Source organism: Streptomyces rubradiris, assembly GCF_016860525.1.
GTDB lineage: Bacteria > Actinomycetota > Actinomycetes > Streptomycetales > Streptomycetaceae > Streptomyces > Streptomyces rubradiris.
In genome coordinates, this window is sequence record NZ_BNEA01000015.1 from 3,609,920 (window position 1) to 3,636,802 (window position 26,883).

General features: G+C 71.9%; 21 protein-coding genes. 12 read left to right on the plus strand and 9 right to left on the minus strand.

Annotated elements, in window-relative coordinates; translation table 11 throughout:
• Positions 1 to 22: 22 nt before the first annotated feature.
• The 4 genes from ilvD to Srubr_RS29210 all read right to left on the minus strand — a co-directional run bounded on the left by ilvD (position 23) and on the right by Srubr_RS29210 (position 4,732).
• Complete coding sequence (gene ilvD, locus Srubr_RS29195; protein ID WP_189997810.1) at positions 23 to 1,876, minus strand: dihydroxy-acid dehydratase; 1,854 nt, start codon at positions 1,874 to 1,876, stop codon at positions 23 to 25.
• A gap of 119 nt (positions 1,877 to 1,995) precedes the next feature.
• On the minus strand, positions 1,996 to 2,727 hold the full coding sequence (locus tag Srubr_RS29200) for a TetR/AcrR family transcriptional regulator (RefSeq protein WP_189997811.1): 732 nt from the start codon (positions 2,725 to 2,727) through the stop codon (positions 1,996 to 1,998).
• On the minus strand, positions 2,724 to 3,551 hold the full coding sequence (locus tag Srubr_RS29205; protein WP_189997812.1) for a sugar phosphate isomerase/epimerase family protein: 828 nt from the start codon (positions 3,549 to 3,551) through the stop codon (positions 2,724 to 2,726). The genes Srubr_RS29200 and Srubr_RS29205 overlap by 4 nt, the downstream gene beginning before the upstream one ends.
• Positions 3,552 to 3,799: 248 nt before the next feature.
• Positions 3,800 to 4,732, minus strand: a complete 933-nt coding sequence (locus tag Srubr_RS29210) for a Ppx/GppA family phosphatase (RefSeq protein ID WP_189997813.1) — start codon at positions 4,730 to 4,732, stop codon at positions 3,800 to 3,802.
• A gap of 71 nt (positions 4,733 to 4,803) precedes the next feature.
• Between Srubr_RS29210 and Srubr_RS29215 the strand changes: the two genes are divergently transcribed.
• Positions 4,804 to 5,652, plus strand: a complete 849-nt coding sequence (locus Srubr_RS29215; protein ID WP_189997814.1) for a hypothetical protein — start codon at positions 4,804 to 4,806, stop codon at positions 5,650 to 5,652.
• A gap of 218 nt (positions 5,653 to 5,870) precedes the next feature.
• Here the strand turns inward: Srubr_RS29215 and Srubr_RS29220 are convergent, their stop codons facing one another.
• A complete protein-coding gene (locus tag Srubr_RS29220; protein WP_373313602.1) occupies positions 5,871 to 7,766 on the minus strand; it encodes a BACON domain-containing protein in 1,896 nt (631 codons plus the stop codon).
• Positions 7,767 to 7,953: 187 nt separating this feature from the next.
• On the opposite strand from Srubr_RS29220, the gene radA reads away from it, so the two are divergent.
• Both radA and disA read left to right on the plus strand, forming a co-directional pair.
• On the plus strand, positions 7,954 to 9,363 hold the full coding sequence (gene radA / locus Srubr_RS29225; RefSeq protein WP_189997816.1) for a DNA repair protein RadA: 1,410 nt from the start codon (positions 7,954 to 7,956) through the stop codon (positions 9,361 to 9,363).
• 80 nt (positions 9,364 to 9,443) lie between these two features.
• The gene (gene disA / locus Srubr_RS29230; protein WP_030781598.1) at positions 9,444 to 10,568 is read left to right on the plus strand and encodes a DNA integrity scanning diadenylate cyclase DisA; all 1,125 of its coding nucleotides are present in this window, start codon (positions 9,444 to 9,446) and stop codon (positions 10,566 to 10,568) included.
• A 111-nt stretch (positions 10,569 to 10,679) separates the two neighbouring features.
• On the opposite strand, the gene Srubr_RS29235 is transcribed toward disA, so the two are convergent.
• Complete coding sequence (locus Srubr_RS29235; protein WP_189997817.1) at positions 10,680 to 11,516, minus strand: hypothetical protein; 837 nt, start codon at positions 11,514 to 11,516, stop codon at positions 10,680 to 10,682.
• A gap of 179 nt (positions 11,517 to 11,695) precedes the next feature.
• Between Srubr_RS29235 and Srubr_RS29240 the strand changes: the two genes are divergently transcribed.
• From Srubr_RS29240 to Srubr_RS29265, 6 genes are all read left to right on the plus strand, one after another.
• Positions 11,696 to 12,571: an A/G-specific adenine glycosylase gene (locus Srubr_RS29240; protein ID WP_189997818.1), complete on the plus strand. Its 876-nt coding sequence runs from the start codon at positions 11,696 to 11,698 to the stop codon at positions 12,569 to 12,571.
• A gap of 275 nt (positions 12,572 to 12,846) precedes the next feature.
• Complete coding sequence (locus tag Srubr_RS29245; protein WP_030781607.1) at positions 12,847 to 13,386, plus strand: SigE family RNA polymerase sigma factor; 540 nt, start codon at positions 12,847 to 12,849, stop codon at positions 13,384 to 13,386.
• Between the two features lie 41 nt (positions 13,387 to 13,427).
• The gene (locus Srubr_RS29250) at positions 13,428 to 14,027 is read left to right on the plus strand and encodes a hypothetical protein (protein ID WP_189997819.1); all 600 of its coding nucleotides are present in this window, start codon (positions 13,428 to 13,430) and stop codon (positions 14,025 to 14,027) included.
• Between the two features lie 38 nt (positions 14,028 to 14,065).
• Positions 14,066 to 14,764: a two-component system response regulator CseB gene (cseB, locus tag Srubr_RS29255; protein WP_189997820.1), complete on the plus strand. Its 699-nt coding sequence runs from the start codon at positions 14,066 to 14,068 to the stop codon at positions 14,762 to 14,764.
• A 10-nt stretch (positions 14,765 to 14,774) separates the two neighbouring features.
• Complete coding sequence (cseC, locus tag Srubr_RS29260) at positions 14,775 to 16,127, plus strand: two-component system sensor histidine kinase CseC (RefSeq protein WP_189997821.1); 1,353 nt, start codon at positions 14,775 to 14,777, stop codon at positions 16,125 to 16,127.
• A gap of 82 nt (positions 16,128 to 16,209) precedes the next feature.
• A complete protein-coding gene (locus tag Srubr_RS29265; RefSeq protein WP_189997822.1) occupies positions 16,210 to 16,968 on the plus strand; it encodes an SDR family oxidoreductase in 759 nt (252 codons plus the stop codon).
• A 197-nt stretch (positions 16,969 to 17,165) separates the two neighbouring features.
• Here the strand turns inward: Srubr_RS29265 and Srubr_RS29270 are convergent, their stop codons facing one another.
• Positions 17,166 to 18,734 (minus strand): MDR family MFS transporter, encoded by a 1,569-nt coding sequence (locus Srubr_RS29270; RefSeq protein WP_189997823.1) that lies wholly within the window; start codon positions 18,732 to 18,734, stop codon positions 17,166 to 17,168.
• Between the two features lie 126 nt (positions 18,735 to 18,860).
• Here Srubr_RS29270 and Srubr_RS29275 point away from each other — a divergent pair, with 126 nt between their 5' ends.
• On the plus strand, positions 18,861 to 19,463 hold the full coding sequence (locus tag Srubr_RS29275; protein ID WP_189997824.1) for a TetR/AcrR family transcriptional regulator: 603 nt from the start codon (positions 18,861 to 18,863) through the stop codon (positions 19,461 to 19,463).
• 1 nt (position 19,464) lies between these two features.
• On the opposite strand, the gene Srubr_RS29280 is transcribed toward Srubr_RS29275, so the two are convergent.
• Positions 19,465 to 20,016 carry a M23 family metallopeptidase gene (locus Srubr_RS29280; protein WP_189997825.1) on the minus strand — a complete coding sequence of 184 codons (552 nt, stop codon included), beginning with the start codon at positions 20,014 to 20,016 and terminating at the stop codon, positions 19,465 to 19,467.
• A 474-nt stretch (positions 20,017 to 20,490) separates the two neighbouring features.
• Here Srubr_RS29280 and Srubr_RS29285 point away from each other — a divergent pair, with 474 nt between their 5' ends.
• Together Srubr_RS29285 and Srubr_RS29290 are read left to right on the plus strand one after the other, a co-directional pair.
• Positions 20,491 to 21,156, plus strand: a complete 666-nt coding sequence (locus Srubr_RS29285) for an HAD family acid phosphatase (RefSeq protein ID WP_189997826.1) — start codon at positions 20,491 to 20,493, stop codon at positions 21,154 to 21,156.
• Between the two features lie 61 nt (positions 21,157 to 21,217).
• Positions 21,218 to 24,250 carry an NACHT domain-containing protein gene (locus tag Srubr_RS29290; RefSeq protein ID WP_189997827.1) on the plus strand — a complete coding sequence of 1,011 codons (3,033 nt, stop codon included), beginning with the start codon at positions 21,218 to 21,220 and terminating at the stop codon, positions 24,248 to 24,250.
• Between the two features lie 54 nt (positions 24,251 to 24,304).
• Here the strand turns inward: Srubr_RS29290 and Srubr_RS29295 are convergent, their stop codons facing one another.
• Entirely contained in the window at positions 24,305 to 26,830 is a 2,526-nt protein-coding gene (locus Srubr_RS29295; protein WP_189997828.1) for an ATP-dependent Clp protease ATP-binding subunit, read from the minus strand.
• Between the last annotated feature and the right edge of the window lie 53 nt (positions 26,831 to 26,883).

The window sequence follows — 26,883 nt, forward strand, 5'->3', positions numbered from 1 at the left end:
GGCGGCCCTTGTCGGTGAGCGGTCAGCCCAGGCGGGACACGTCGCGCACCGCGCCCTTGTCGGCGCTCGTGGCCATCGCGGCGTAGGCGCGCAGGGCGGCGGAGACCTTGCGGTCGCGGTTCTTCGGGGCGTAGACGCCGTTCAGGGCCTGCTCGCGGCGGGCCAGCTCGGCGTCGTCGACCAGCAGCTCGATCGTGCGGTTCGGGATGTCGATGCGGATGCGGTCACCGTCCTGGACCAGGGCGATGGTGCCGCCGGAGGCCGCCTCGGGGGAGGCGTGGCCGATGGACAGGCCCGAGGTGCCGCCGGAGAAGCGGCCGTCGGTGACCAGGGCGCAGGTCTTGCCCAGGCCGCGGCCCTTCAGGTACGAGGTCGGGTACAGCATCTCCTGCATGCCGGGGCCGCCCTTGGGGCCCTCGTAGCGGATGACGACGACGTCGCCGTCCTTGACCTCCTGGGTGAGGATGCGCTGGACGGCCTCCTCCTGGGACTCGCAGACGACCGCCGGGCCCTCGAAGGTCCAGATCGACTCGTCCACGCCGGCCGTCTTCACCACGCAGCCGTCGACCGCGAGGTTGCCGCGCAGCACGGCCAGGCCGCCGTCCTTGGAGTAGGCGTGCTCGGCGGAGCGGATGCAGCCGTTCTCGGCGTCCTCGTCGAGGGCCTCCCAGCGCTCGGACTGGGAGAAGGCCTCGGCGGAGCGGACGCAGCCGGGCGCCGCGTGCCACAGCTCGACCGCCTCGGGCGAGGGCGAGCCGCCGCGGACGTCCCAGGTCTTCAGCCAGTCGGCCAGGGACGGGCTGTGCACGGCGTGCACGTCCTCGTTGAGCAGGCCGGCCCGGTGCAGCTCGCCCAGCAGGGCCGGGATGCCGCCGGCGCGGTGCACGTCCTCCATGTAGTACGTGCGGTCCTTGGCGACGTTCGGGGCGACCTTCGCCAGGCAGGGCACGCGGCGGGAGACGGCGTCGATCTCGTCCAGGCCGAACGGGACGCCCGCCTCCTGGGCGGCGGCCAGCAGGTGCAGGATCGTGTTGGTGGAGCCGCCCATCGCGATGTCCAGGGCCATGGCGTTCTCGAAGGCCTGGAAGGTGGCGATGCTGCGGGGCAGGACGGTGTCGTCGTCCTGCTCGTAGTAGCGGCGGGTGAGGTCCATGACCGTGCGGGCCGCGTTCTCGTACAGGGCGCGGCGGGCGGTGTGGGTGGCGAGGACCGAGCCGTTGCCCGGCAGGGACAGGCCGATGGCCTCGGTCAGGCAGTTCATCGAGTTGGCGGTGAACATGCCGGAACAGCTGCCGCAGGTCGGGCAGGCGTTCTCCTCGATGCGGAGGATGTCCTCGTCGGAGATCTTGTCGTTGACGGCGTCGGAGATCGCGTCGACCAGGTCGAGCGTGCGGACCGTGCCGTCGACCAGGGTGGCGCGGCCGGACTCCATGGGGCCGCCGGAGACGAACACCGTCGGGATGTTCAGGCGCAGGGCCGCCATCAGCATGCCCGGGGTGATCTTGTCGCAGTTGGAGATGCAGACCAGGGCGTCGGCGCAGTGCGCCTCGACCATGTACTCGACCGAGTCCGCGATCAGGTCGCGGGACGGCAGGGAGTACAGCATGCCGCCGTGGCCCATGGCGATGCCGTCGTCGACCGCGATCGTGTTGAACTCGCGCGGGATGCCGCCGGCCTCCTTGATCGCCTCGCTGACGATCCGGCCGACCGGCTGGAGGTGGGTGTGGCCGGGCACGAACTCGGTGAAGGAGTTCGCGACGGCGATGATCGGCTTCCGGCCGATGTCCGCACCGGGTACACCGGAGGCGCGCATAAGGGCGCGGGCGCCCGCCATGTTGCGACCGTGGGTGACTGTGCGGGACCTCAGCTCGGGCATCGTCGCTCGCTCCTTCAGACGGGTGTGCCTTCTGTCGAGCGTACGCCGCTCATCCAGCTGGCGGGACGAGGTGTCCGAATCCCGGGACACCTGTTTCACGGCGGGCTCCGGACGACCCCTCAGGGGGCCGTCAGATGGACCTGTACGACGGGTGCGACGCGGGCGATGATCTGCTCCAGGTCCGCCGACGCCAGCGGCTCCAGCCTGATCACGTACCGCAGCATGGCACAGCCCACCAGCTGGGCGGCGGCCAGTTCGGCGCGCAGCTCCGCGTCCGGCAGCTCCAGCCGGGCGGCGATGCGGCGCATCAGCTGGGCGGCGACCAGGCGGCGCAGGACGGCGGCGGCCGTGTCGTTGTCGACGGCCGAGCGCACGATCGCCAGCAGCGGGGCCCGGGTGGCGGGGTCCTCCCAGATGCCGAGCACGAACCGGGCCAGCCGCTCGCCGACGCCGTCCGCCGGGCCCTCGGCGATCGCGTCGGGCGCGGCCAGCGCGGGGGCGAAGGCGACCTCGACCGCCGCCTCGAAGACCTGCTCCTTGGTGCCGAAGTAGTGGTGCACCAGCGCGGAGTCCACCCCGGCGGCCTTGGCGATGCCACGCACGGACGTCTTCTCGTACCCGCGCGCGGAGAACTCCTCGCGGGCTGCGGCGAGGATGCGGTCCCGGGTGCCGGCGGACTCGGTCCGCGGGGGGCGGCCCCGGCGGCGGGCGGGGGGACGGGGGGCGCTGTCGTCCGTTTCCGGAGGACGCGGGGCACTGCCGGCCGCCTCCGGAGAACGCGGGGCACTGCTGTGCGTCGCCGGGGGGCGGGGAGCGGTGCCGCCCGTGGCCGGGGGGCCGGGCGGGGTCATCGGCGGGGCACCCGTACGGCCGCCGCGCTCAGGTGGGCGCGGGTGAAGGCCAGGGCCTCGGCGAGGTCGGCCTCGCGCTCGGCGCCGGACATCGCGCGCCGGGTGTTGACCTCGATCACCACGTGGCCGTCGAAGCCGGTGCGCACCAGGCGTGCCAGCAGCTCGGCGCAGGGCTGGGTGCCACGGCCGGGCACCAGGTGCTCGTCCTTGGCCGAGCCCCGGCCGTCGGCGAGGTGGACGTGCCCGAGCCGGTCGCCCATGCGGTCGACCATGTCCAGGGCGTCGGTGCGGGCCGTCGCCGTGTGGCTGAGGTCGATCGTGAAGTGCCGGTAGTCGTTGTTGGTGACGTCCCAGTCAGGGGCGTAGGCGAGCATCTCGCGGTCGCGGTAGCGCCAGGGGTACATGTTCTCGACGGCGAACCGCACGTCCGTCTCGTCCGCCATCCGCCAGATGCCCTCGACGAAGCCCCGGGCGTACTGCCGCTGCCAGCGGAACGGCGGGTGGACGACGACGGTGGAGGCACCGAGCTTCTCCGCCGCCGCCCGGGCCCGCGTCAGCTTCGTCCAGGGGTCGGTGGTCCACACCCGCTGGGTGATCAGCAGGCAGGGGGCGTGGACGGCCAGGATGGGGACGCCGTGGTAGTCCGACAGGCGGCGCAGCGCCTCGATGTCCTGGCTCACCGGGTCGGTCCACACCATGACCTCGACACCGTCGTAACCGAGGCGCGCGGCGATCTCGAAGGCCGTCGCCGTGGACTCCGGGTAGACGGAGGCGGTCGAGAGCGCGATGCGCACGTCCGTTGGTTCAGCCACGCTCGTCACCATACGGCGTCGGGCGGCCCGGGTGCTGTGCGCCCGTTCACCCTTGTGACGTTCGCCATTTGCCCGGGTGGGGTGCGGGCGCGGGAGGGTTTACGCGGGCGCGGGGCGCCAAGCCGACGCGGAGCGCTGAGCGGATGCGTGGCGCCAAGGGGACGCGAGGCGCCAAGCGGACGCCGAGCGCTGAGCGGATACGAGGCGCCAAGCGGACGCCGAGCGCTGAGCGGATACGAAGCGCCAAGCGGGCCGGGGTGCTAAGCGGAGCCCATGTGGTCGAGGCGCCGCAGGATCACGCCCTCCCGCAGGGCCCAGGGGCAGATCTCCAGCCTCTCCACGCCGAAGAGGTCCATCGCGCCCTCGGCCACCAGGGCGCCCGCGAGCAGCTGACCGGCCCTGCCCACCGACACCCCGGGGAGTCCGGCGCGCTGTTCGGCGGTCATGCCCGCGAGCTTCGGGACCCATGCCTCCAGGGACTGGCGTTTGAGTTCCCGCTGGACGTAAAGGCCGTCACCGCTGCGGGCGGCGCCGGCGATGCGGGCGAGCTGCTTGAACGTCTTGGAGGTGGCCACCACGTGGTCGGGGGCGCCGAAGCGGGCGAACTCGCCGACCGTGCGGGCGATCTCGGCGCGGACGTGGCGGCGCAGGGCCCGGACGTCCTCCGGGGCGGGCGGGTCGCCGGGCAGCCAGCCGGCGGTGAGGCGGCCGGCACCGAGCGGCAGGGAGACCGCCGCGTCCGGCTCCTCGTCCAGGCCGTAGGCGATCTCCAGGGAGCCGCCGCCTATGTCCAGGACCAGCAGCTTTCCGGCGGACCAGCCGAACCAGCGGCGTACGGCGAGGAAGGTGAGCCGGGCCTCCTCGGCGCCGCTGAGGACCTGGAGCCGTACGCCGGTCTTGTCGGCCACGCGCCCCAGGACGTCGTCGGCGTTGCGGGCCTCGCGGACGGCGGAGGTCGCGAACGGCAGCAGGTCCTCGACGCCCTTGTCCTCGGCGGCCTGGAGCGCGTCCTGTACGACGTCGATCAGCTTGTCTATGCCGTCGTCGCCGATGGCACCGCTGTCGTCGAGGAGCTGGGCGAGCCGGAGTTCGACCTTGTGGGAGTGCGCGGGCAGTGGGCGCGCGCCGGGGTGGGCGTCCACCACCAGCAGATGCACCGTGTTCGAACCCACATCCAGGACACCGAGTCTCATGTACGGAACGCTACTGCCAGAGTCACCGTCCTCGGTGTCCCCGGTGGTCCCCGGCCACTTACCCTGGACGGGTGCCAAAGACGAAAAAGGCCAAGTCCGACAAGACTGGCAAGGTCGACAAGGCGGACAGAAAGCGCAAGTCCGCCATGGCTCCCGAGGAGGCGAGGGTGAGCGACGAGAAGGGTCTCGACTTCGCCCGCGCCTGGGTGGAGTTCCCGGACCCGGCGGACGACGAGCAGGTCTTCCGGTGCGATCTGACCTGGCTGACCTCTCGCTGGAACTGCATCTTCGGCAGCGGCTGCCAGGGCATCCAGGCGGGTCGCGCCGACGACGGGTGCTGCTCGCTGGGTGCGCACTTCTCCGACGAGGACGACGAGAAGCGGGTCGCCGAGCACGTCGCGCGGCTCACCCCGGAGATCTGGCAGCACCACGACGAGGGCACGCGCGGCGGCTGGATCTCCGAGGACGAGGAGGGCTCCCGGCAGACGCGGCCGTTCCAGGGCTCGTGCATCTTCCAGAACCGGCCGGGGTTCGCGGGCGGCGCGGGCTGCTCGCTGCACATCCTGGCGCTCAAGGAGGGCCGGGAGCCGTTGGAGACCAAGCCGGACGTGTGCTGGCAGCTGCCGATCCGGCGGACCTACGACTGGATCGACCGCCCGGACGACACGCGCGTGCTCCAGGTGTCCATCGGCGAGTACGACCGCCGGGGCTGGGGGCCGGGCGGTCACGACCTGCACTGGTGGTGCACCTCGGCGACCTCGGCCCACGGGGCGGGCGAGCCGGTCTACGTCTCCTACCGCGCCGAACTGACGGAACTGATGGGCAAGGCCGGCTACGACCGCCTGGTCGAACTCTGCGAACAGCGCCTGGCCTCCCAGCTGCCCCTGGTGGCACCCCATCCTGCGGACCCGGTGAGCTGAAGCCGAGGAGCGGGCAAGCCGGGGGCCTGCGGAACCCGGTGGACTGATCCCAGGAGCGGGCGAGCCGGGGGCCTGCGGAACCCGGTGAGCTGATCCCGAGGGCGAGCGGGTGGGCCGGGGCCGTCGATTCGGTCGGGGCCAGGGGTGAGCGCGCCCGCCTGTCCCTGGCCCTGCCCCTTGGCCGACGGGCGGCCTGACCCGCTCCGCTTTCCCGCCGCCTAACTCCCCGAAGGGCTCGGTGGTTCCGTTTCCGGTGGCGGCGGGGCCGGGGTCTCCGGGGTGGTCGGGGGTGGGCTCGACGGGAGCGGGGTCGGGGCCGGGGTTGGTGTGGAGCTCGTCGGCGGAGTGGTGGCGGGGGTCGACGGGGCCGGAGAGGACGGTGTGGCCGGCGGGCGCGGGGCCGGGCGGGACGGTGCCGTGCCGTAGCCGTCGATGGAGACCACCGCGCCCGCCGGGGCCACCGCCACGCGCGCGTGCCAGGGACCGGACGGCTCGCGGAGGTGATCGACGTACACCTTGATCGTCAGTGTCCGGCCGGGGGCGAGGGTCCCCGAGGACCGGCTGAAGTACAGCCACGCGGCCGACGTGGAGACCGACCAGCGGATGTCGGACGACCCCGGGGACGCCGTGAGGGTGATCAGCGTGGTGTCCCCGTCGTTCGCCGCGCCGACCGTCAGCCGTGCCGCGTCCCCGCGTCCCCTTCCGCCGACGCTGACGACATCCACGGAGACGTCCGCCTTGCCGTCGCTGCGGATACGCGGGCCCGCCTTGGCCTTGGTGCTCCCGGCGTTCTCGTAGGCCCCGGCCGGGCCGTCGCCGAGCGCGTCGGGGCCCTGTGCCTCGCGCGCGGTCGCGGACGGGCCGTCGCCCTCCCCGGCCGGCCCGCCCCGGTACGCGGCCCACAGCGCCAGGACCGGTGCGGCGACGACCGTGGCGACCACCGTCGTCGTGACGGCCCGCGCCCGCAACCGGTCGCGGCGGGCCGCCCGGTCCTTGGGGCCCATCGGGAAGCCGCGCCGGTCGAAACGGGGTACGGCCGCGCCACGCGCGCGTGGCTGATGCGCCAGGACCATGTGGAGGGCCGCGCGCGGGGCCTCCAGCACGGGCAGCTCGGCGGGGGTGACCATGGCACCGGGCCAGCGGCCGGGGACGGCACGTTCGGCGGTACGGCGGCAGCGCGGACAGTCGTCCACGTGCCGGACCAGCTCGCGGCGCAGGGCGGTGCCCAGGACCAGCCGGCCGTCGCCGGTGAGGTGGGCCACGCCGGGGCAGCCGCCCGCCTCCACGACGGCGAGGGCCGCGCGGGTGCGCTCGACCTCGCAGGCGGCGGAGGCGAGCAGGTCGCGCGCGGCGGCGGGCTGCAAGCCGAGGACCGCGGCGACTTCGTGGGCGGAGAGGTGGTGACGGACGGCGAGTTCCAGTGCCTCACGCTGCTCGGGGGTGGTGCCGGCCGCCTCCGGCCAGGCCAGCAGGGCGAGTTCACGGCACCTGCGCTCCTCGGCCTCCGGTGCGAGAGCCGCCTCCTCCGGGACGCCGTTCCCGGCCGCTTTCCCGATCCCTTTCCCGCCCTCTCTTCCGCCGCCTCTTCCGACCCCGGCTCCGGCCCCGGCGGCACTCGCGCCCAACGACCCCCCTGCGCCTCCCCCCGCCCCGGCCCCTCTTCCCGCGCCCCTCTCCACTCCGCCCCGTCCAGCCGCGTGCGCGCGCTGGCCTTTCTGCTTCGGCTCGGCCAGTTTGCGCAGGCACGCCCAGCGGGAGAGGGCGTACAGCCAGGCTCTGAGGTCGTCGGCGGAGTCGGGGAGGCGGTGACGGCGCCGCTCGGCCACCGTGAGGGCGTCGGCGAGGGCGGTGGTGGCCGCGTCGTGGTCGCACAGCACCGACAGACAGTAGGTGAACAGGCCGTCCAGATACGGCTCGTAGCGAGTCGGCTGGCGCTGGGCGATGGCGCGCGTGGCGGCGCGGTCGCGCGCCTCACGGGCCTCGCGTGCTTGTCGAGCCTCATGGGCCTCGCCCGCTTCTCCAGCCTCACGGGCCTCTCGTCGTGCGTCACACGCCTCGCTGTGCGCCTGGCGCGCCCCCGTCGTGCGGGTGGTGGTCTCCGGGCTGCTGCTCATCACCCGTGCGACCGTAGGCGTCGGTGGAGTGCTCGTTCCGGAACCTTGAGCAGTTTTAATCCATACGGGTGAAACGATCCCTCATAAGGGGACAGGAAGGCTTTGTTCCAGGGCCCGATCCGGTAGGCAGCGGCCGGGAAGTGATCGTTCCCGCCGCGTTGTCAGTGCCGCGGGCTACGGTTTGCGCATGGCTGCCCGTACCAAGACCACCAAGGACCGTCCGTCGTACCGCTGCACGGAGTGCGGCTGGCAGACGGCGAAGTGGCTCGGCCGCTGCCCCGAATGCCAGGCGTGGGGCACGGTCGAGGAGTACGGCGCGCCCGCGGTCCGCACCACGGCGCCGGGCCGGGTGAGCGCCTCCGCGCTGCCCATCGGCCAGGTCGACGGCCGGCAGGCCACCGCCCGCACCACCGGCGTGCCCGAGCTGGACCGGGTGCTCGGCGGCGGTCTCGTGCCGGGCGCGGTGGTCCTGCTCGCGGGCGAGCCGGGCGTCGGCAAGTCCACCCTGCTGCTGGACGTGGCCGCCAAGTCGGCGAGCGCCGAGCACCGCACCCTCTATGTCACCGGCGAGGAGTCCGCGAGCCAGGTGCGGCTGCGCGCCGACCGCATCGGCGCCCTGGACGACCATCTGTACCTGGCGGCGGAGACCGACCTGGCCGCCGTCCTCGGCCACCTGGACGAGGTCAAGCCGTCCCTGCTGATCCTCGACTCGGTGCAGACGGTCGCCTCGCCCGAGATCGACGGCGCGCCCGGCGGCATGGCGCAGGTCCGGGAGGTGGCCGGCGCCCTGATCCGCGCCTCCAAGGAGCGCGGCATGTCCACGCTGCTGGTGGGCCACGTCACCAAGGACGGCGCCATCGCCGGCCCCCGCCTGCTGGAACACCTGGTGGACGTCGTCCTGCACTTCGAGGGCGACCGGCACGCGCGCCTGCGCCTGGTGCGGGGCGTGAAGAACCGGTACGGGGCCACGGACGAGGTCGGCTGCTTCGAGCTGCACGACGAGGGCATCACGGGCCTCGCCGACCCCAGCGGCCTGTTCCTGACCCGCCGCGCCGAGCCGGTGCCGGGCACCTGCCTGACCGTCACCCTGGAGGGCCGCCGCCCGCTGGTGGCCGAGGTGCAGGCGCTGACCGTGGACTCGCAGATCCCTTCCCCCCGGCGTACGACGTCCGGCCTGGAGACCTCGCGGGTGTCGATGATGCTCGCCGTGCTGGAGCAGCGTGGCCGGATCAGCGCGCTCGGCAAGCGGGACATCTACTCGGCGACGGTCGGCGGGGTGAGGCTGTCGGAGCCCGCCGCCGACCTCGCCGTCGCGCTCGCCCTGGCCTCCGCGGCCAGCGACACCCCGCTGCCGAAGAACCTGGTGGCGATCGGCGAGGTGGGCCTGGCCGGCGAGGTCAGGCGGGTCACGGGGGTGCAGCGCAGGCTCGCCGAGGCGCACCGGCTGGGCTTCACGCACGCCCTCGTGCCCTCCGATCCGGGGAAGGTGCCGCCCGGCATGAAGGTGCTGGAGGTCGCCGACATAGGGGACGCGCTGCGGGTTCTGCCGCGCTCCCGTCGCCGAGAGGCCCCACGGGAGACGGAGGAGCGCCGGTAGACTTTGCCCTGGTCTCGCCCGTCCGTACGAACCGAGTGCGGGCGCGGGAGCGCGTCAGAACCTGCGACCGGAGGAGTGCAGTGGCAGCCAACGACCGGGCAGCGGCTCCCGGCAAGTCCGGTGGGAGTGCCGGTTCCGACGGTCTGATGCGCGCCTCGCTGAGCGCCGTGGCGCCGGGCACGCCCCTGCGGGACGGCCTGGAGCGGGTTCTGCGCGGCAACACCGGCGGTCTCATCGTCCTCGGGTCGGACAAGACGGTCGAGGCGATGTGCACGGGCGGGTTCGTGCTGGACGTCGAGTTCACGGCCACCCGACTGCGGGAGCTGTGCAAGCTGGACGGCGGCATCGTGCTGTCGTCGGACCTGTCGAAGATCCTGCGCGCGGGCGTCCAGCTGGTGCCGGACCCGACGATCCCCACGGAGGAGACGGGCACGCGGCACCGCACGGCGGACCGGGTGAGCAAGCAGGTCGGCTTCCCGGTGGTCTCGGTCTCCCAGTCGATGCGGCTGATCGCCCTGTACGTGGACGGTCAGCGGCGCGTCCTGGAGGACTCGGCGGCGATCCTCTCCCGCGCGAACCAGGCGCTGGCGACGCTGGAGCGGTACAAGCTGCGGCTGGACGAGGTCGCGGGCACCCTGTCGGCGCTGGAGATCGAGGACCTGGTGACGGTCCGGGACGTCTCGGCGGTCGCGCAGCGGCTGGAGATGGTCCGCCGGATCGCCACCGAGATCGCCGAGTACGTGGTCGAGCTGGGCACCGACGGCCGGCTTCTCGCGCTCCAGCTGGAGGAGTTGATCGCGGGGGTCGAGCCGGACCGCGAGCTGGTCGTCCGCGACTACGTGCCCGAGCCGACGGCCAAGCGGTCCCGCACGGTCGAGGAGGCGCTGGCCGAGCTGGACGCGCTGACCCACGCGGAGCTGCTGGAACTGGGCACGGTGGCGCGTGCGCTGGGCTACACCGCGTCGCCCGAGTCGCTGGACTCGGCGGTCTCGCCGCGCGGCTTCCGGCTGCTGGCGAAGGTGCCACGGCTGCCGGGTGCGATCATCGACCGGCTGGTGGAGCACTTCGGTGGCCTGCAGAAGCTGCTGGCCGCGAGCGTGGACGATCTGCAGACCGTGGACGGCGTGGGCGAGGCGCGGGCGCGCAGCGTACGGGAGGGGCTGTCGCGGCTGGCCGAGTCGTCGATCCTGGAGCGGTACGTCTGAGATTCGGCCGGGCGCCTGAGAGCTCGGGCCCTCGCGTCGTACGGCGGCTGCGGGATCGTCGTGGTTGCTCGCGCCGTTCCCCGCGCCCCTTTGGGGCGCGGCCTACGTACCCTAGTCCGCCGACAGTACGAACGACGCCTGGAGCTTGCCGTGGCCGGGGGCCTTGGCCTCCAGCAGGTAGGTGCCGGGCTTGGCCGGGCCGCCGGCCGGGGTGCCGCAGTGGGCGGCGCTCGGCTTGCGGTCCCACTCGACGGTGTAGGTGATGCTCTGGCCGGCCGGCACCCGGAAGGCCAGGCTGCCCGGACCCTTGGGGCAGTCGTCCGAGGACCAGAAGGTGTCGTCACCGTCCGCCGGGGTGATCGTCAACACCGCGCGGCTCGGGCCGAGATCGACCTTGCAGTCCGCCGACGAGCCGTTCTTCGCGGTGAGTTCGAAGGTCGGAGTCTGGTCCGGCGAGTAGGAGTTGCGCACGCTGCGCAGGCCGAACTCCACGGCGCTGGAAGGGCAGTCGGGCAGCGTGGAGGATGCGGGGAGCGCGTCGCCCGCGGCGACGGCGGCACCGGAACCCGTACCCGTACCGGTGGAACCGGCCGAGCCGGAGGAACCACCGGCGCCGGACGAGCCGCCGGAGCCGCCGGCCGACCCCGTGGCGCCGCCGCCGGAACCCCCGGAGTCCGCTCCGCCGCCGGTGTCACCGTCGCCCGACTCGTCGCGTCCGCCCGGGTGTTGGCTGATCGCGGGGCCGGACTGGCTCGGTCCGGGCGTGATGACGTGCGTGGGGTTCTTGCCGTCGGATCCGGTGGTGTCCTTCTTGCCGCCCCCGCCACCGGTGGTGACGATCAGCGTGATCACGAGCGCCAACAGGGCGACCACGGACAGCAGTACGACCCTCCGACGCCAGTAGATGGAGGAGGGAAGCGGCCCGACCGGATTGCGCAGAGATCCCACGCGCAAACTGTACGAGAGATCGCCGCGCTTGCTCGCGTCACCCGCCGCGCCGAAGTGAACTTTTCCGGATCATCATCCTGGTAACTGCGTTGGGCGGCACGGTTCTTCGTCTTTCGCCACGCTCGGTGACCGCGCCCTCACGCACGACGCCCGGCCACCCGTGGCAGGATCGAAGGGCCATGACTGAGAAGCTCCACGCCCCCGTGATCGCCTGGTTCGACGCCCATGCCCGTGACCTCCCCTGGCGCCGCCCGGAGGCGGGCCCGTGGGGCGTGATGGTCAGCGAGTTCATGCTCCAGCAGACCCCGGTGAACCGGGTCCTGCCCGTCTACGAGGAATGGCTGGCCCGCTGGCCGCGCCCCGCCGACCTGGCGAAGGAGGCGCCGGGCGAGGCGGTGCGCGCCTGGGGCCGGCTCGGCTACCCGCGCCGGGCCCTGCGGCTGCACGGCGCCGCGGTCGCCATAACGGAGCGGCACGGCGGGGACGTGCCGACGGACCACGCACAGCTGCTGGCACTGCCCGGGATCGGCGAGTACACGGCGGCGGCCGTCGCCTCGTTCGCGTACGGGCAGCGGCACCCGGTGCTGGACACCAATGTGCGGCGGGTGATCGCACGGGCGGTGACCGGGGTGCAGTACCCGCCGAACGCGACCACGGCCGCCGAGCGCCGCCTGGCGCGGGAACTGCTGCCCGAGGACGAGCGGACCGCCGCGCGCTGGGCCGCCGCCTCCATGGAGCTGGGCGCGCTGGTGTGCACGGCGAAGAACGAGGGGTGCGGGCGGTGCCCGATCGCCGGGCAGTGCGCCTGGCGGTTGGCGGGCAAGCCGGAGCACTCCGGGCCGCCGCGGCGCGGGCAGACGTACGCCGGTACGGACCGGCAGGTGCGCGGCAAGCTGCTGGCCGTGCTGCGGGAGGCGCTCGCGCCGGTGCCGCAGGCGGTGCTGGACCGGGTGTGGCACGAGCCGGTGCAGCGGGCCCGCGCGCTGGACGGGCTGGTCGCGGACGGTCTGGTGGAGCCGCTGCCCGGCGGTCTGTACCGGCTGCCGCTGGGCTGACGCACAGCCAGGTCACAGTCCCACGGCGTCCCGTTACGAAGGATCCGAAGCGGCAAAACCTTCCATAATGGGACGTAATCCCCGCACTGTCTTCCCTGTTGCGGCTTCCGTTACACAACCGACGGATAGCCGATTGCCGGCCGCAGGCTGGTCCGCACAGCCCCGTGACAACCACTCCGTAGCTTCTTCTCCGTGCCCGGCGGACCACCGGGCGCGGGGACAGCGGGACCTCCGGCACGAGCCGGGGGCACGACGGGGAACGGAGGCGGTTGATCATGGCGCAGGGCGAGGTGCTCGAGTTCGAGGAGTACGTCCGCACCCGGCAGGACGCGCTGCTGCGCAGCGCCCGCCGGCTGGTCCCGGACCCGGTCGACGCCCAGGACCTGCTGCAGACCGCTCTGGTGCGCACGTACGGCCGCTGGGAGGGCATAGCCGACAAGCGGCTCGCCGACGCCTATCTGCGCCGGGTCATGATCAACACGCGGACCGAGTGGTGGCGGGCGCGCAAGCTGGAAGAGGTGCCGACCGAGCAGCTGCCGGACGCCTCCGTCGACGACTCCACCGAGCAGCACGCCGACCGGGCCCTGCTGATGGACGTCTTGAAGGTGCTCGCACCGAAGCAGCGCAGTGTCGTGGTGCTGCGACACTGGGAGCAGATGTCCACAGAGGAGACGGCCGCGGCCCTCGGCATGTCGGCCGGTACGGTCAAGAGCACGCTGCACCGGGCGCTCGCCCGGCTCCGGGAGGAGCTGGAGGCCCGCGATCTGGACGCACGCGCGCTGGAGCGTGAGGAGCGGGAGCGTTGCGCGGCCTGACCGGGGCCGGACCCGAAGGGGTCCGTAGGAGTTCACAGGCGGTGATCGCGGTGGGGGCCGCGCTCGCCGCCCTCGCCCTTTTCCTCGCCGCCTGCGGCAGCGGGGGCACCGGCGCCCGGGACGAGGGCCCGGCGCACGCCTCGGCCGCGGCGGTGGCCGGCGCCTCCCCCTCGGCGAGCGCCTTCGGCAAGTTCCGGCGGGTGGACGCCGTGGCGCTGCTCAAACGCGACCCCCAGGTGTCGCCGGCGGTCAAACGGGAGCTGAAGCCGTGCGACGGCGACGACTACCAGGTGGACGTCTCGTACGGAGATCTCACCGACGCCCCGGTGGACGACGTCGTCATCAACGTGATGACCTGCGCGGACTGGGTCGGCATCGGCTCGTACGTGTACCGCGACGACGACGGCGTGTTCAGAAACGTCTTCAAGAGCGAGGAGTCCCCGGTCTACGCGGAGATCGACCGCGGCACCCTGTCGGTGACCAGGCAGTATTACGAGCAGGACGACCCGATCTCCAGCCCGTCCGGGGACGTCGTGACCCCTTACACCTGGAAGTCCGGGCGGTTCGTCCCGGGCAAACCCACCCGCAACGAGTACGGCAAGTCCGCCGACGGGTCCCCGCGGCCCGTACCGAGCACCTGATCCCCCACACGCACACCACGAGGACTGAGAGCACCGGGATGGCAGACCAGACCCACGTCCTGTTCGTCGAGGACGACGACGTCATCCGCGAGGCCACCCAGCTCGCCCTGGAGCGGGACGGCTTCGCGGTCACCGCGATGCCCGACGGCCTGTCGGGCCTGGAGGCGTTCCGGGCGAACCGTCCCGACATCGCCCTGCTGGACGTCATGGTGCCGGGCCTGGACGGGGTCAGCCTGTGCCGGCGGATCCGGGACGAGTCCACCGTGCCGGTGATCATGCTGTCGGCGCGCGCCGACTCCATCGACGTCGTCCTCGGCCTGGAGGCGGGCGCCGACGACTACGTGACCAAGCCGTTCGACGGTGCCGTGCTGGTCGCCCGGATCCGGGCCGTGCTGCGCCGCTTCGGGCACGCGGGCGGGGAGCGGGCGCAGGAGTCCGGGGCCGCGGTCACCGGCACGCTGGCCTTCGGGGACCTGGAGATCGACACCGACGGCATGGAGGTACGGCGGGCCGGGCAACCGGTGGCGCTCACCCCGACCGAGATGCGGCTGCTGCTGGAGTTCTCCTCCGCGCCGGGCACCGTGCTCTCCCGCGACAAGCTGCTGGAACGCGTGTGGGACTACGGCTGGGGCGGGGACACCCGGGTCGTGGACGTGCACGTCCAGCGGCTGCGGCAGAAGATCGGCCAGGACCGGATCGAGACGGTCCGCGGCTTCGGCTACAAGCTGAAGGCCTGAGCGGGGCGGTATGCGGGGAATCCTGCGGCACCCGGTCCGGCGCATGGAGCGCGCGGGACTGCGCACGGGGCTCAGATGGAAGCTGAGCGCGGCGATCGCGCTGGTGGCCGGTCTGGTGGCGGTCGTGCTCAGCCTGGTCGTGCACAACGCGGCCCGGGTCTCGATGCTGGACAACGCGCGCGAGCTGGCCAACGACCGGCTGGTGCTGGCCCAGCGCAACTACGAGCTGAACCGGGGACCGGTCTTCCCCTACGTCAAGGTGGACGACCCCGAGCTGCCGGACGCGCTGCGCGAGAGCGTCGGGCGCAGCCGGCGGGCCAGTGACGTCTCCCGGCACGGCACGGACCCGGACATCTGGGCGGCCGTGCCGGTCAAGGGCGGGCATGTGCTGTCCGTGCACATGCACCTGCCCGACCGCAGCGTCGACATGCTCAGGGACCTGGACCAGGCCCTGGTCATCGGCTCGGTCGCGGTGGTGCTCGGCGGCAGCGCGCTCGGCGTGCTGATCGGCGGCCAGCTGTCCCGCCGGCTGCGCAAGGCCGCGGCGGCGGCGAACCGGGTCGCCAAGGGCGAGACCGACGTGCGGGTGCGGGAGGCCATCGGCGGGGTCGTACGGGACGAGACCGACGATCTGGCACGCGCGGTGGACGCCATGGCGGACGCGCTGCGGCAGCGGCTGGAGGCCGAGCGGCGGGTCACGGCCGACATCGCGCACGAGCTGCGCACCCCGGTGACCGGGCTGCTGACGGCGGCCGAGCTGCTGCCGCCCGGCCGGCCCACGGAGCTGGTCCTGGACCGGGCCAAGGCGATGCGCACGCTGGTCGAGGACGTGCTGGAGGTGGCCCGGCTGGACAGCGCCTCGGAGCGGGCGGAACTCCAGGACATCATGCTGGGCGAGTTCGTGGCCCGCCGGGTGGCGGCCAAGGACCCGGACATCGCCGTACACGTGGTGCACGAGTCCGAGGTCACCACCGATCCGCGGCGGCTGGAGCGGGTGCTGTTCAACCTGCTCGCCAACGCCGCCCGGCACGGCCGGCCGCCGATCGAGGTCAGCGTGGAGGGCCGGGTCATCCGGGTGCGCGACCACGGCCCCGGCTTCCCCGAGGAACTGCTGGCCGAGGGGCCGAGCCGGTTCCGCACCGGCAGCAAGGACCGCGCCGGGCAGGGACACGGGCTGGGGCTGACCATCGCGGCCGGCCAGGCCCGGGTCCTCGGCGCCCGGCTGACCTTCCGCAACGTACGCCCCGTGGGCATCCCCGCCGGCCTGCCCGCGGAGGGCGCGGTGGCCGTCCTGTGGCTGCCGGAGCACGCCCCGACCAACACGGGCAGCTATCCGGTGCTGCCGGTGTCCGGGGCGGGTTAGCGCGTCGGGGACGCGGAATACCGCCGGGCGCGGGCCAGTTGATCACGGTCGACCCCGTCCGCCCACGGAAACGGAGCCCCCGATGAGCAGTCCCGTCCCCTCCCCCGGGCCCGTGCCAGGCACCCCGGCCCTGCGGGGGCGCACCGTGGTCCTGATCGGCGGGGGTTCGGGCATCGGGCTGCGGGTGGCGCACCAGGTCGTGGCGGCGGGTGCCGAGGTGGTGCTCGGCGGGCGGACACCGGGCCGGCTGGCCGACGCCGCGCGGCGGCTGGGACCGGCGGCCTCCTGGCGGACCGTGGACATCACCGACCGGGCCTCGCTGGCCACGTTCTTCGCCCCGCTGGAGCGGGTGGACCACCTGTTCACCTCCGCCGCCTCCTACCGGGTGGGCCCCATGCTGGAGTTGAGCGACGAGGACGCCGAGAGCCCGTTCGTCTCCAAGTTCTGGGGGCAGTACCACGCCGTCCGGCACGCCGCGCCGAAACTGTCCGCCGACGGCTCGGTGGTCCTGATGTCCGGCGCGGCCGGTGCCCGCCCGCCGGCGCCCGCGCCCGCCTACGCGGCCTGCAACGCCGCGATCGAGGGGCTGGGGCGCGGCCTGGCGGTCGAGCTGGCGCCGGTCCGGGTCAACGTGGTCTCGCCGGGCACCGTCGACGGCAACCTGTGGGCGGGCCGTCCCGCCGCGGACCGGGAGGCCGCGTTCACGCAGTACCGCGGGGACACGCTGCTGCACCGGCTCGGCACGGAGGACGAGATCGCGCAGGCCGTGGTGTTCCTGTTCACCAACGGCTTCACGACCGGCTCGACGCTGTACCCCGACGGCGGCTACACACTGCGCTGACCCGCACGGCGACGCGAGGGACACCTCAGGTCTCCACCGCCCTGGGAGACGGCCGAAGACCCCGGAAAACGGCCGAAGACCCCGGTGGCGGACACGCGCCGGGGCCTTCGCGACTGGGGACCTGTAAGACCGGGGTCTCAGGGACAGGGGCGGCTCCGGCGGACACGCGCCCGCCGGAGCCTTCCGGACCGGGAGGGTCAGACGGCCTCGGCCATCGGCTGCGGTGCCGCGTCGGCGCCCTCGTCGGCCGCCTTCGGACCGCCCTTCAGCGGCACCTCCTTGACGAACAGGGCCGCGATCAGCACCGGCACCCCTACCACGGCACCGAGCAGGAACGCGGAGTGCGTTCCCGAGGACACCGCGTGCTGGTAGGCCTCGCGGGCCGCCGCCGGCAGCTTGTCCAGGCTGTCCGCGTCCAGCTGCGCCGACTTGGCGGTGATCTGCGCGCCGATCGCGCCGGCCCGCTCGGCCATGACGTCCTGGACGCGGTGGTTGAACAGCGCGCCCATGATGGCGACGCCGAAGGAGGAACCGAGCGTACGGAACAGGGTGGCCGAGGACGAGGCCACGCCCATGTCCTTCATCTGCACGCTGTTCTGCGCGACCAGCATGGTGATCTGCATCAGGCAGCCCATGCCCGCGCCCACCACGGCCATGTAGACGCCGGAGACGAACCGGGTCGTGCCGGTGTCCATCGTCGACATCAGGTACAGGCCGACGATCATCAGGGCACCGCCGACGATCGGGAACACCTTGTACCGGCCGCTGTTGGTGGTGATCCGTCCCGCGACCATCGAGGTCAGGAGCATCGCGCCGAGCATCGGCAGGAGCAGCAGACCGGAGTTGGTCGCGGACGCGCCCTGCACGGCCTGCTGGTACAGCGGCAGGAAGAGGGTGGCGCCGAACATCACGAAGCCGGTGATGAAGCCGATGACGGCCATCAGGGTGAAGTTGCGGCTCTTGAAGATGTGCAGCGGCACCACCGGCTCGGCGGCCTTGGTCTGCCAGAACACGAACCCGATCAGCGCGGCCACACCGATGCCGGTCAGCTCCATGATCCGCGCGGAGGTCCAGGCGTACTCGGTGCCGCCCCAGGTGGTGACCAGCACGATCGCGGTGATGCCGACGGTCAGCAGGACGACGCCCAGGTAGTCGATGCCCGCCTTGGACCGCTTCTTCGGAAGCTGGAGCACGACGGTGACCAGCACGAGGGCGATCGCGCCCAGCGGCAGGTTGATGTAGAAGGCCCAGCGCCAGCCCCAGTTGTCGGTGATGGTGCCGCCGACCAGCGGCCCGCCGATCATGGCCAGCGCCATGACACCGGCCATCATGCCCTGGTACTTGCCCCGCTCCCGGGGCGGCACCAGGTCACCGATGATCGCCATGACGCCGACCATGAGACCGCCGGCGCCGAGCCCCTGCACCGCCCGGTACCCGATCAGCTGGCCCATGTCCTGGGCCATACCGCTCAGCGCCGAGCCGATGAGGAAGATCACGATGGAGCCGAGGAAGGCTCCCTTGCGCCCGTACATGTCGCCGACCTTGCCCCAGACCGGCGTGGAGGCCGCGGTGGCCAGGGTGTAGCTGGTGACGACCCAGGAGAGGTGCTCCAGGCCGCCCAGGTCGCCCACGATCGTGGGCATCGCCGTACCGACGATCATGTTGTCGAGCATCGCGAGCATCATCGCGATCATGAGCGCGAGCAGCACCACTCGCACGCTTCGGGGGCGTTTGCCCGCTATGACGCGGTCCGCCGTGTCCGCCATCGTCTTTCCGTTCCCCCCGGGGCGGCACTTACTTGCCGCCCGGCTAGCTCTCAGTACACTGGGACGCTAGAGGGATTACTAGCCGGGCGTCAAGTAAGTTTCCATGGAGGCCCGAGGAGTACGAGGATGGGCGGCACCATGGACGGCACCAAGCAGCAGCGCCGCGGCAACACCCGCCAGCGCATCCAGGACGTTGCCCTCGGGCTCTTCGCGGAGCAGGGATACGAGAAGACCTCCCTGCGGGAGATCGCCGAGCGCCTCGACGTCACCAAGGCGGCGCTGTACTACCACTTCAAGACGAAGGAAGAGATCATCGTCAGCCTCTTCGAGGACCTGACGAAACCGATCGAAGACCTGATCGAGTGGGGCAGACGACAGCCGGGCACCCTGGAGACCAAAGAGGAGATCATCCGCCGCTACGGCGAGGCGCTCGCGGGCGCGGAACCGCTCTTCCGCTTCATGCAGGAGAACCAGGCGACGGTCCGCGAACTGCGCATCGGCGACACCTTCAAGGACTGGATGCGCGGGCTGCGGGACATCCTCATCGACCCCGACGCGGAGCTGGTGGACCAAGTCCGCTCGGTCAGCGCGATGTTCACGCTGCACGCCGGGATGTTCGTGATGCGGGACCTCGAAGGCGACTCCGAGAAGAAGCGCGAGGCCGTTCTCGAAGTCGCCTTGGACATGATCCGGCAGGCGCACGAACACGCCCGCCACAAGGGGGACTAGGTCAGACCTTCACCCCGTGGGCGCGCAGGAACGCGGCCGGGTTGACGGCGGAGCCGTAGTTCGGGGTGGTGCGGATCTCGAAGTGCAGGTGGGGGCCGGTGGAGTTGCCGGTGGAGCCGGACAGCGCGATGTGCTGGCCGGTCGCCACGACCTGGCCGACCCGCACGTCGATGCGGGACAGGTGCGCGTACTGCGAGTAGGTGCCGTTGCCGTGCTTGATGACGATGGCGTTGCCGTACGCCGGGCCGTCACCGGCACCGTTGGGGCCGGCCTTGACGACGGTGCCGCCGTGCACGGCGACGACCTCGGTGCCGGTCGGCACGGCGAAGTCCTGACCGCTGTGCTTGGCGACCCAGTGGCTGCCGGCCTGCATGTAGCCGGCGGAGAGCGTGTAGTGCTTCACCGGGTCGACCCAGGACGTGGCGGACGCGGTGGCGGCGCTCGCGACCCCGGTGCCCAGCACGGCCGTGGCGCCGAAACCGGCGGCCAGGACGGCCACGCGGGTGCGGAGCGAGGACATACGGGCGGAGCGGGACGTGAAGCGTCGGAACATCGTGACCTCGTGAATTCGGGGACTGGTCGGCCACCCGGTGCGCGGACGTCCACGAGGACATCCACCGGAGCGGCCATTACTTGGTAACCGAGCACCCCGAAGCCTGACAAAGGGCTCATCTACGGCGCCGAGTAGTAGATGCCTACCAAAACGGCCAATTCCCGGCACGGTCCCACTCGGGCGGACACCGCCCCTGACGTCGAAGTTCCCTTCACCGCCCCCCATGATTTAGATGACAAAAGTCCCTTTTATGCCCCTATTTCCATCCACCAGGTGCCTTAGTAGGTGACTTACGTCCTGTGCGGCACATCACCGGCCGGATAACCCGGCGAACTCGGAATTGTGACGCAGACCTCTATTCACCTACCGTCCGGTAACCCTACGGTTCCTCTCGCGCCACCCTCGGCTCAGATCATGCCCCTGACATTCAGGACGCGTACGGACGCGCGTCCGGACGTGAGAGGACCCCCACCGATGACCAGACGCCCCTGGGCGCGCCGCAGCTCCGTGACCGCCGTCTCCGTGGCCGCGCTGGCCGCCCTGGCCGTACAGACCGCCCCGGCCGTACAGGCGGCGGACGGCACGCCGACGGCACGCTCCGCGGCCACCGCCCCGGCCGCCTCCGTGACCGCCGCCACCGCCGCGAAGGTCGACTACGCCACCTGGCAGAAGGACTGCCAGGCGGTCATGGACCAGGCCCTGCCCTACCTGAAGCAGCGCATCGCCGCCGCCCGGCCCGGCGAGAAGCAGGCGATCGTCCTCGACATAGACAACACCGCGCTGGAGACCGACTTCGGCTTCAGCTACCCCCAGCCGGCCAACCGGCCCGTCCTGGACGCCGCCCGCTACGCCCAGGAGCACGGCGTCTCCCTCTTCTTCGTCACCGCCCGCCCCGGCGTCCTGTACTGGCCCACCGAGTACAACCTCGAACACGACGGCTACGAGGTCTCCGGCCTGCACGTCCGCGGCCTGACCGACCTCTTCAAGGACGTCGCCGCCTACAAGACCGCCCAGCGCGTCGGCATCGAGAACGACGGCTACACGATCATCGCCAACATCGGCAACAACGCCACGGACCTCTCCGGCGGGCACGCCGAGAAGACCTTCAAGCTGCCCGACTACGACGGCCAGTTGTCGTAACCCTCGCCGCGCACCCTTGGCTAGGCTCCCTCCGTACGCGGTATGCACACGGGGGTGACGGATGGAGCCGGTCGTACTGGGCGGCAAGCTGGTCTCCGGCTTGATCGGCCCGCTGGTGCGGAAGCTGTTCGTCCAGGACGGTCCGGGCGCGGGCCTGGTCGACCGGCCGGTACGGCTGTCGGCACTGGTGTCGTTCCGGGGCGAGAAGCGGACGCTGGGCGAGAAGGAGGTCCACCGGCTCGCCGAACGGATCGTGACCCAGGCGGTGGAATCGCCGGGCGAGCCCCCGTTCCCCGCCGACGAGCGGGCGGCCGTGGCCGACGCGCTCGCCCGCCGCCTGCTCGCCCTCGGCGACCTGGAGACGGACGACGTGCAGGCCGTACGGCTCGGCAGCGCGGAACTCGCCCGGCTGCTGCTGCGCCACGCCCCGCCGCCGGACGGCCTGTCCGCCGACGCCCACGCATTCCTGGACTCCGCCACCGAGTGGGCCTGCCTGCACATCCTGGAGTTCTTCACCCGCAGGTCCACCTTCGTGGCCCGCACCCTGGTCGAGCAGAGCCGGGCGCAGGCGGAGCTCATAGCGAAGGTGGACGAGCTGATCGCCCGCACCCCGCGCCCCGACGCCCGCGACGCGGCCTTCGAACGCCGCTACCTCCCCTATCTCGCCGACCGCCACGACCACATCACCATCTACGGCGTCGACCTGCGCGACTCCCCCGACCGCTGGCCGCTCGAAGTCGCCTATCTGAGCCTGGAGGCGACCACCGACGACGAGCGGCCGTCCGGCCTGGAGCCCCATGGGCACCCGCCCGCCACGCCCGCCCGGCTGCCCGCCGAGGAGGCGCTGACCGGCGGCTCCCGGGTACTGCTGCGCGGGGACGCCGGCTCCGGCAAGACGACGCTGGTGCAGTGGCTGGCGGTCACCGCGGCCCGCGAGGCCGGCCGTATCCCGTACGTCCTGCCACTGCGCACCCTGATCCGCACCGGCCCGCTGCCCGCGCCGGACGGCTTCCTGGCGGCGGTGGGCTGTCCGCTGACCCCGCCCCAGGGCTGGGCCGAGCGCGTGCTGGCCGCGGGCCGGGGCCTGATCCTGGTCGACGGCCTGGACGAGATCCCGGCCGCCGACCGCCACCGCACCCGTGACTGGCTGCGCTCCCTGCTCGCGGCCTACCCCGGCAACGCCGCCCTCCTGACCTCCCGCCCGACCGCCGTACGCCCCGACTGGCTGGCCGAGGAGGGCTTCCGGGAACTGACCCTGGCCCCGATGCGCCGCGCCGAGGTGGCGACGTTCGTGCACCGCTGGCACGAGGCCGCGCGGGCACCGGAGTACGAGCAGCCGCTCCTGGACTCCCTGCGCACCAAGCGCGACTTGGCCCGGCTGGCCACCAACCCCCTGATGTGCGGCCTGATCTGCGCCCTGCACCGCGAGCGCCGGGGCTACCTCCCCACCGGCCGCAAGGAGTTGTACGACGCCGCCCTCACCATGCTCCTCGCCCGCCGGGACCGGGAGCGGGGCATGGGCACCGAACTGGGCGAGGAGGCGCAGCTGGAGCTGCTCCAGCGACTGGCGTACGCGCTGGTGCTGAGCGGCCGCACGGAGATGGACCTCGACACGGCCGAGGGGATCGTGGAACGCTGCCTCCCCACGATCGCGTCGGCGTCCGGGGACGCGGCGACGGTACTGCGCGCGCTGCTGCTGCGCAGCGGCCTGCTGCGACAGCCGGCGGAGGGCGTGGTCGACTTCGTCCACCGCACCTTCCAGGACTACCTCGGCGCCCGCTACGCGGTGGAGGAGGGCCACCTCGATGTCCTCGTCAGCCACGCCGACGACACCCAGTGGGAGGACGTCATCCGCATGGCGGTGGCCCACGCGAGACCACGTGAACGGGCCTCGGTCCTCCGGCGGTTGCTGGCCCGTGACACCCCTCGCCTGACCCTGCTGGCCCTGGCCTGCCTGGAACACGCGACGGCGGTGGACCCGGGCGTCCGGGCGGAGATCGAGGAACGGGCGAGCGCGCTGATCCCACCCCGCACGACAGAGGACGCGAAGGCCCTGGCGAAGGCGGGCCCCCTGGTGCTGGAACTGCTGCCGGGCCCGGAGGGCCTGACGGCCGAGGAGGCACACGGGGTCACGGTCACCGCGTCCCTGCTCGGCGAGGAGGAGCCGGAGGGGGCGCTGGCGGTACTGCGACGGTTCCGGAAGCATCCGGACCTGAACGTACGGCGGCAACTGGTGGGGACGTGGTGGCGTTTCGACGCCGGTGTTTACGCGGCGGAGGTCCTGGACCATCTGGACCGTACACGCCTCGTGCTGACCTGCGAGTCAGCGGTACAGCGCGCGACTCTGTCCCGGATGCGCCCGTGGCGCTCCCTGCATTTCCAAGGTGGACACCAGGTCGAAGACATCCTCGCCGCAGCACCGGCACCCGAGCTACTCATCCTGGCGGACAACCCTTATCTCACGGATCTGGGCGTCCTGTCGCCGATTCGCTCACTACTCAGGCTGATAGTGCACGACTGCCCTGCGGCAGGCGGTGTGGAACGCCTCGCCGAGCTGCCGCTCACGCAGTTCGGCTGCTCCGGCATCGCCGATCCGACCGGGCTGCGTGCCTTGAGGTCGCTCACCAGGCTCGACGTGCGCCAGCGATTGCCGGGCACCGACCTCCGCGACACCCTGCCGCTTGACGCGCCGCTGGGGTTCCTGCACCTCGGCGAGCACAGCACCGACAGCACAGGGCTGCGCGGGCTGGAGCACTGGCCGGGACTGCACACGCTGAGTCTCGGACCGCTGACCACGGAACTGACGGCCGCCGACTGGAGGCGGGTCGCCGAACTACCCAGTCTGACCGAACTCCACCTCACCGGGAGCTTCCCCTGGGGCTTCCCGGGCTCACTGGACGCCATGCCGCAACTCCCGGTTGTCCAGCGGTTGCGCGCCTCCTCAACGATCAGCGCCGAGGACCTGTCCGCTCTGGCAGCCCGGCTGCCCGGCCTGCACACGGTGGTCCTGACCGCACGCCTCGGCGATTCCGTCCCGGTGTCCCACTTCGAGCCCCTCTTCCCCCACGCCGAAGTCACCCTCGAACAAGACTGAAGGGGCCGGCGCCCGAAGGCACCGGCCCCTTCACCCGGCTGAACCGCCGGAGGCTTACGCGTCCTTGCTCAGGTTGGGACCAGCCCCACCCGCGGCCTGCTCGATCGGCGGGGCGTCCGGCAGGGCCGACTTCTCCTCACCGCGGAAGGTGAAGGTGGCGGCGTCGCCCTCGCCCTCGGTGTCCACGACCACGATGTGACCGGGACGCAGCTCGCCGAAGAGGATCTTCTCCGAGAGCGTGTCCTCGATCTCGCGCTGGATCGTGCGGCGCAGCGGCCGGGCGCCCAGCACCGGGTCGTAACCCTTCTTGGACAGCAGCTCCTTGGCGGACTGGGACAGCTCGATGCCCATGTCCCGGTCCTTCAGGCGCTCGTCCACCTTGCCGACCATCAGGTCGACGATCCGCAGGATGTCCTCCTGCGTCAGCTGCGGGAAGACGACCACGTCGTCGACGCGGTTGAGGAACTCGGGGCGGAAGTGCTGCTTCAGCTCGTCCGACACCTTGTTCTTCATGCGCTCGTAGTTGGTCTTCGTGTCACCCGCGGCGGCGAAGCCGAGGTTGAAGCCCTTGGAGATGTCCCGGGTGCCGAGGTTGGTCGTCATGATGATGACCGTGTTCTTGAAGTCCACGACCCGGCCCTGGGAGTCGGTCAGCCGACCGTCCTCCAGGATCTGCAGCAGCGAGTTGAAGATGTCCGGGTGGGCCTTCTCGACCTCGTCGAACAGGACGACCGAGAACGGCTTGCGGCGGACCTTCTCCGTCAGCTGACCGCCCTCCTCGTAGCCCACGTAGCCGGGGGGCGAACCGAAGAGGCGGGAGACCGTGTGCTTCTCGCTGAACTCCGACATGTCGAGGGAGATCAGCGCGTCCTCGTCACCGAAGAGGAACTCGGCGAGCGCCTTGGACAGCTCGGTCTTACCGACACCGGAGGGGCCGGCGAAGATGAACGAACCACCCGGACGCTTCGGGTCCTTCAGGCCCGCGCGCGTACGGCGGATCGCCTTCGACAGCGCCTTGACGGCGTCGTTCTGGCCGATGACCCGCTTGTGCAGCTCCTCCTCCATGCGGAGCAGGCGGCTGGACTCCTCCTCGGTCAGCTTGAAGACCGGGATGCCGGTGGCCGTCGCGAGGACCTCGGCGATCAGCTCGCCGTCGACCTCGGCGACGACGTCCATGTCGCCGGCCTTCCACTCCTTCTCCCGCTTCGCCTTGGCGGCCAGGAGCTGCTTCTCCTTGTCGCGCAGGGAGGCGGCCTTCTCGAAGTCCTGCGAGTCGATCGCGGACTCCTTGTCCCGGCGGACGGCGGCGATCTTCTCGTCGAACTCGCGCAGGTCCGGCGGAGCGGTCATCCGGCGGATGCGCATCCGGGAGCCGGCCTCGTCGATCAGGTCGATCGCCTTGTCCGGCAGGAAGCGGTCCGAGATGTAGCGGTCGGCCAGGGTGGCCGCCTGGACCAGGGCCTCGTCGGTGATCGAGACACGGTGGTGCGCCTCGTACCGGTCGCGCAGGCCCTTGAGGATCTCGATCGTGTGCGGCAGGGACGGCTCGGCGACCTGGATGGGCTGGAAGCGGCGCTCCAGGGCGGCGTCCTTCTCCAGGTGCTTGCGGTACTCGTCCAGCGTGGTCGCACCGATGGTCTGGAGTTCGCCGCGGGCCAGCATCGGCTTCAGGATGCTCGCGGCGTCGATGGCGCCCTCGGCGGCACCCGCACCGACCAGCGTGTGCAGCTCGTCGATGAACAGGATGATGTCGCCGCGGGTGCGGATCTCCTTGAGGACCTTCTTCAGGCGCTCCTCGAAGTCACCGCGGTAGCGGGAGCCGGCGACCAGGGCGCCGAGGTCCAGGGTGTAGAGGTGCTTGTCCTTGAGCGTCTCGGGCACCTCGCCCTTGACGATGGCCTGGGCGAGGCCCTCGACGACGGCGGTCTTGCCGACGCCGGGCTCACCGATCAGGACGGGGTTGTTCTTCGTACGGCGGGACAGCACCTGCATGACCCGCTCGATCTCCTTCTCGCGCCCGATGACCGGGTCGAGCTTGGACTCACGAGCGGCCTGGGTGAGGTTCCGGCCGAACTGGTCCAGGACGAGAGAGGTCGAGGGGGTGCCCTCGGCCGGGCCGCCCGCGGTGGCGGTCTCCTTGCCCTGGTAACCGGAGAGCAGCTGGATGACCTGCTGCCGCACCCGGTTGAGGTCTGCGCCCAGCTTGACCAGGACCTGGGCGGCGACGCCCTCGCCCTCGCGGATCAGGCCGAGCAGGATGTGCTCCGTGCCGATGTAGTTGTGGCCCAGCTGAAGGGCCTCGCGGAGCGACAGCTCCAGGACCTTCTTGGCACGGGGGGTGAAGGGAATGTGGCCGGACGGGGCCTGCTGGCCCTGACCGATGATCTCCTCCACCTGCTGGCGGACCGCCTCAAGCGAAATGCCGAGGCTCTCCAGGGCCTTAGCGGCGACACCTTCGCCCTCGTGGATGAGACCCAGGAGGATGTGCTCGGTGCCGATGTAGTTGTGGTTGAGCATCCGGGCTTCTTCCTGAGCCAGGACGACAACCCGCCGCGCGCGGTCGGTGAACCTCTCGAACATCGTTAATCGCTCCTCAGAGCGGTCAGGCAGTGGGGGGAACTTCCCCTCCCTGT

Bases quoted from the DNA above. Each gene is read 5' to 3' on its own strand.
- Srubr_RS29280 (WP_189997825.1), bottom strand. From the start codon at position 20,016: ATGTTCCGACGCTTCACGTCCCGCTCCGCCCGTATGTCCTCGCTCCGC.
- cseC (WP_189997821.1), top strand. From the start codon at position 14,775: ATGCGGGGAATCCTGCGGCACCCGGTCCGGCGCATGGAGCGCGCGGGA.
- Srubr_RS29285 (WP_189997826.1), top strand. From the start codon at position 20,491: ATGACCAGACGCCCCTGGGCGCGCCGCAGCTCCGTGACCGCCGTCTCC.
- Srubr_RS29275 (WP_189997824.1), top strand. From the start codon at position 18,861: ATGGGCGGCACCATGGACGGCACCAAGCAGCAGCGCCGCGGCAACACC.
- cseB (WP_189997820.1), top strand. From the start codon at position 14,066: ATGGCAGACCAGACCCACGTCCTGTTCGTCGAGGACGACGACGTCATC.
- radA (WP_189997816.1), top strand. From the start codon at position 7,954: ATGGCTGCCCGTACCAAGACCACCAAGGACCGTCCGTCGTACCGCTGC.
- Srubr_RS29265 (WP_189997822.1), top strand. From the start codon at position 16,210: ATGAGCAGTCCCGTCCCCTCCCCCGGGCCCGTGCCAGGCACCCCGGCC.
- Srubr_RS29245 (WP_030781607.1), top strand. From the start codon at position 12,847: ATGGCGCAGGGCGAGGTGCTCGAGTTCGAGGAGTACGTCCGCACCCGG.
- Srubr_RS29220 (WP_373313602.1), bottom strand. From the start codon at position 7,766: ATGAGCAGCAGCCCGGAGACCACCACCCGCACGACGGGGGCGCGCCAG.
- Srubr_RS29240 (WP_189997818.1), top strand. From the start codon at position 11,696: ATGACTGAGAAGCTCCACGCCCCCGTGATCGCCTGGTTCGACGCCCAT.
- ilvD (WP_189997810.1), bottom strand. From the start codon at position 1,876: ATGCCCGAGCTGAGGTCCCGCACAGTCACCCACGGTCGCAACATGGCG.
- Srubr_RS29200 (WP_189997811.1), bottom strand. From the start codon at position 2,727: ATGACCCCGCCCGGCCCCCCGGCCACGGGCGGCACCGCTCCCCGCCCC.
- Srubr_RS29290 (WP_189997827.1), top strand. From the start codon at position 21,218: ATGGAGCCGGTCGTACTGGGCGGCAAGCTGGTCTCCGGCTTGATCGGC.
- Srubr_RS29270 (WP_189997823.1), bottom strand. From the start codon at position 18,734: ATGGCGGACACGGCGGACCGCGTCATAGCGGGCAAACGCCCCCGAAGC.
- Srubr_RS29295 (WP_189997828.1), bottom strand. From the start codon at position 26,830: ATGTTCGAGAGGTTCACCGACCGCGCGCGGCGGGTTGTCGTCCTGGCT.
- Srubr_RS29210 (WP_189997813.1), bottom strand. From the start codon at position 4,732: ATGAGACTCGGTGTCCTGGATGTGGGTTCGAACACGGTGCATCTGCTG.
- Srubr_RS29205 (WP_189997812.1), bottom strand. From the start codon at position 3,551: ATGGTGACGAGCGTGGCTGAACCAACGGACGTGCGCATCGCGCTCTCG.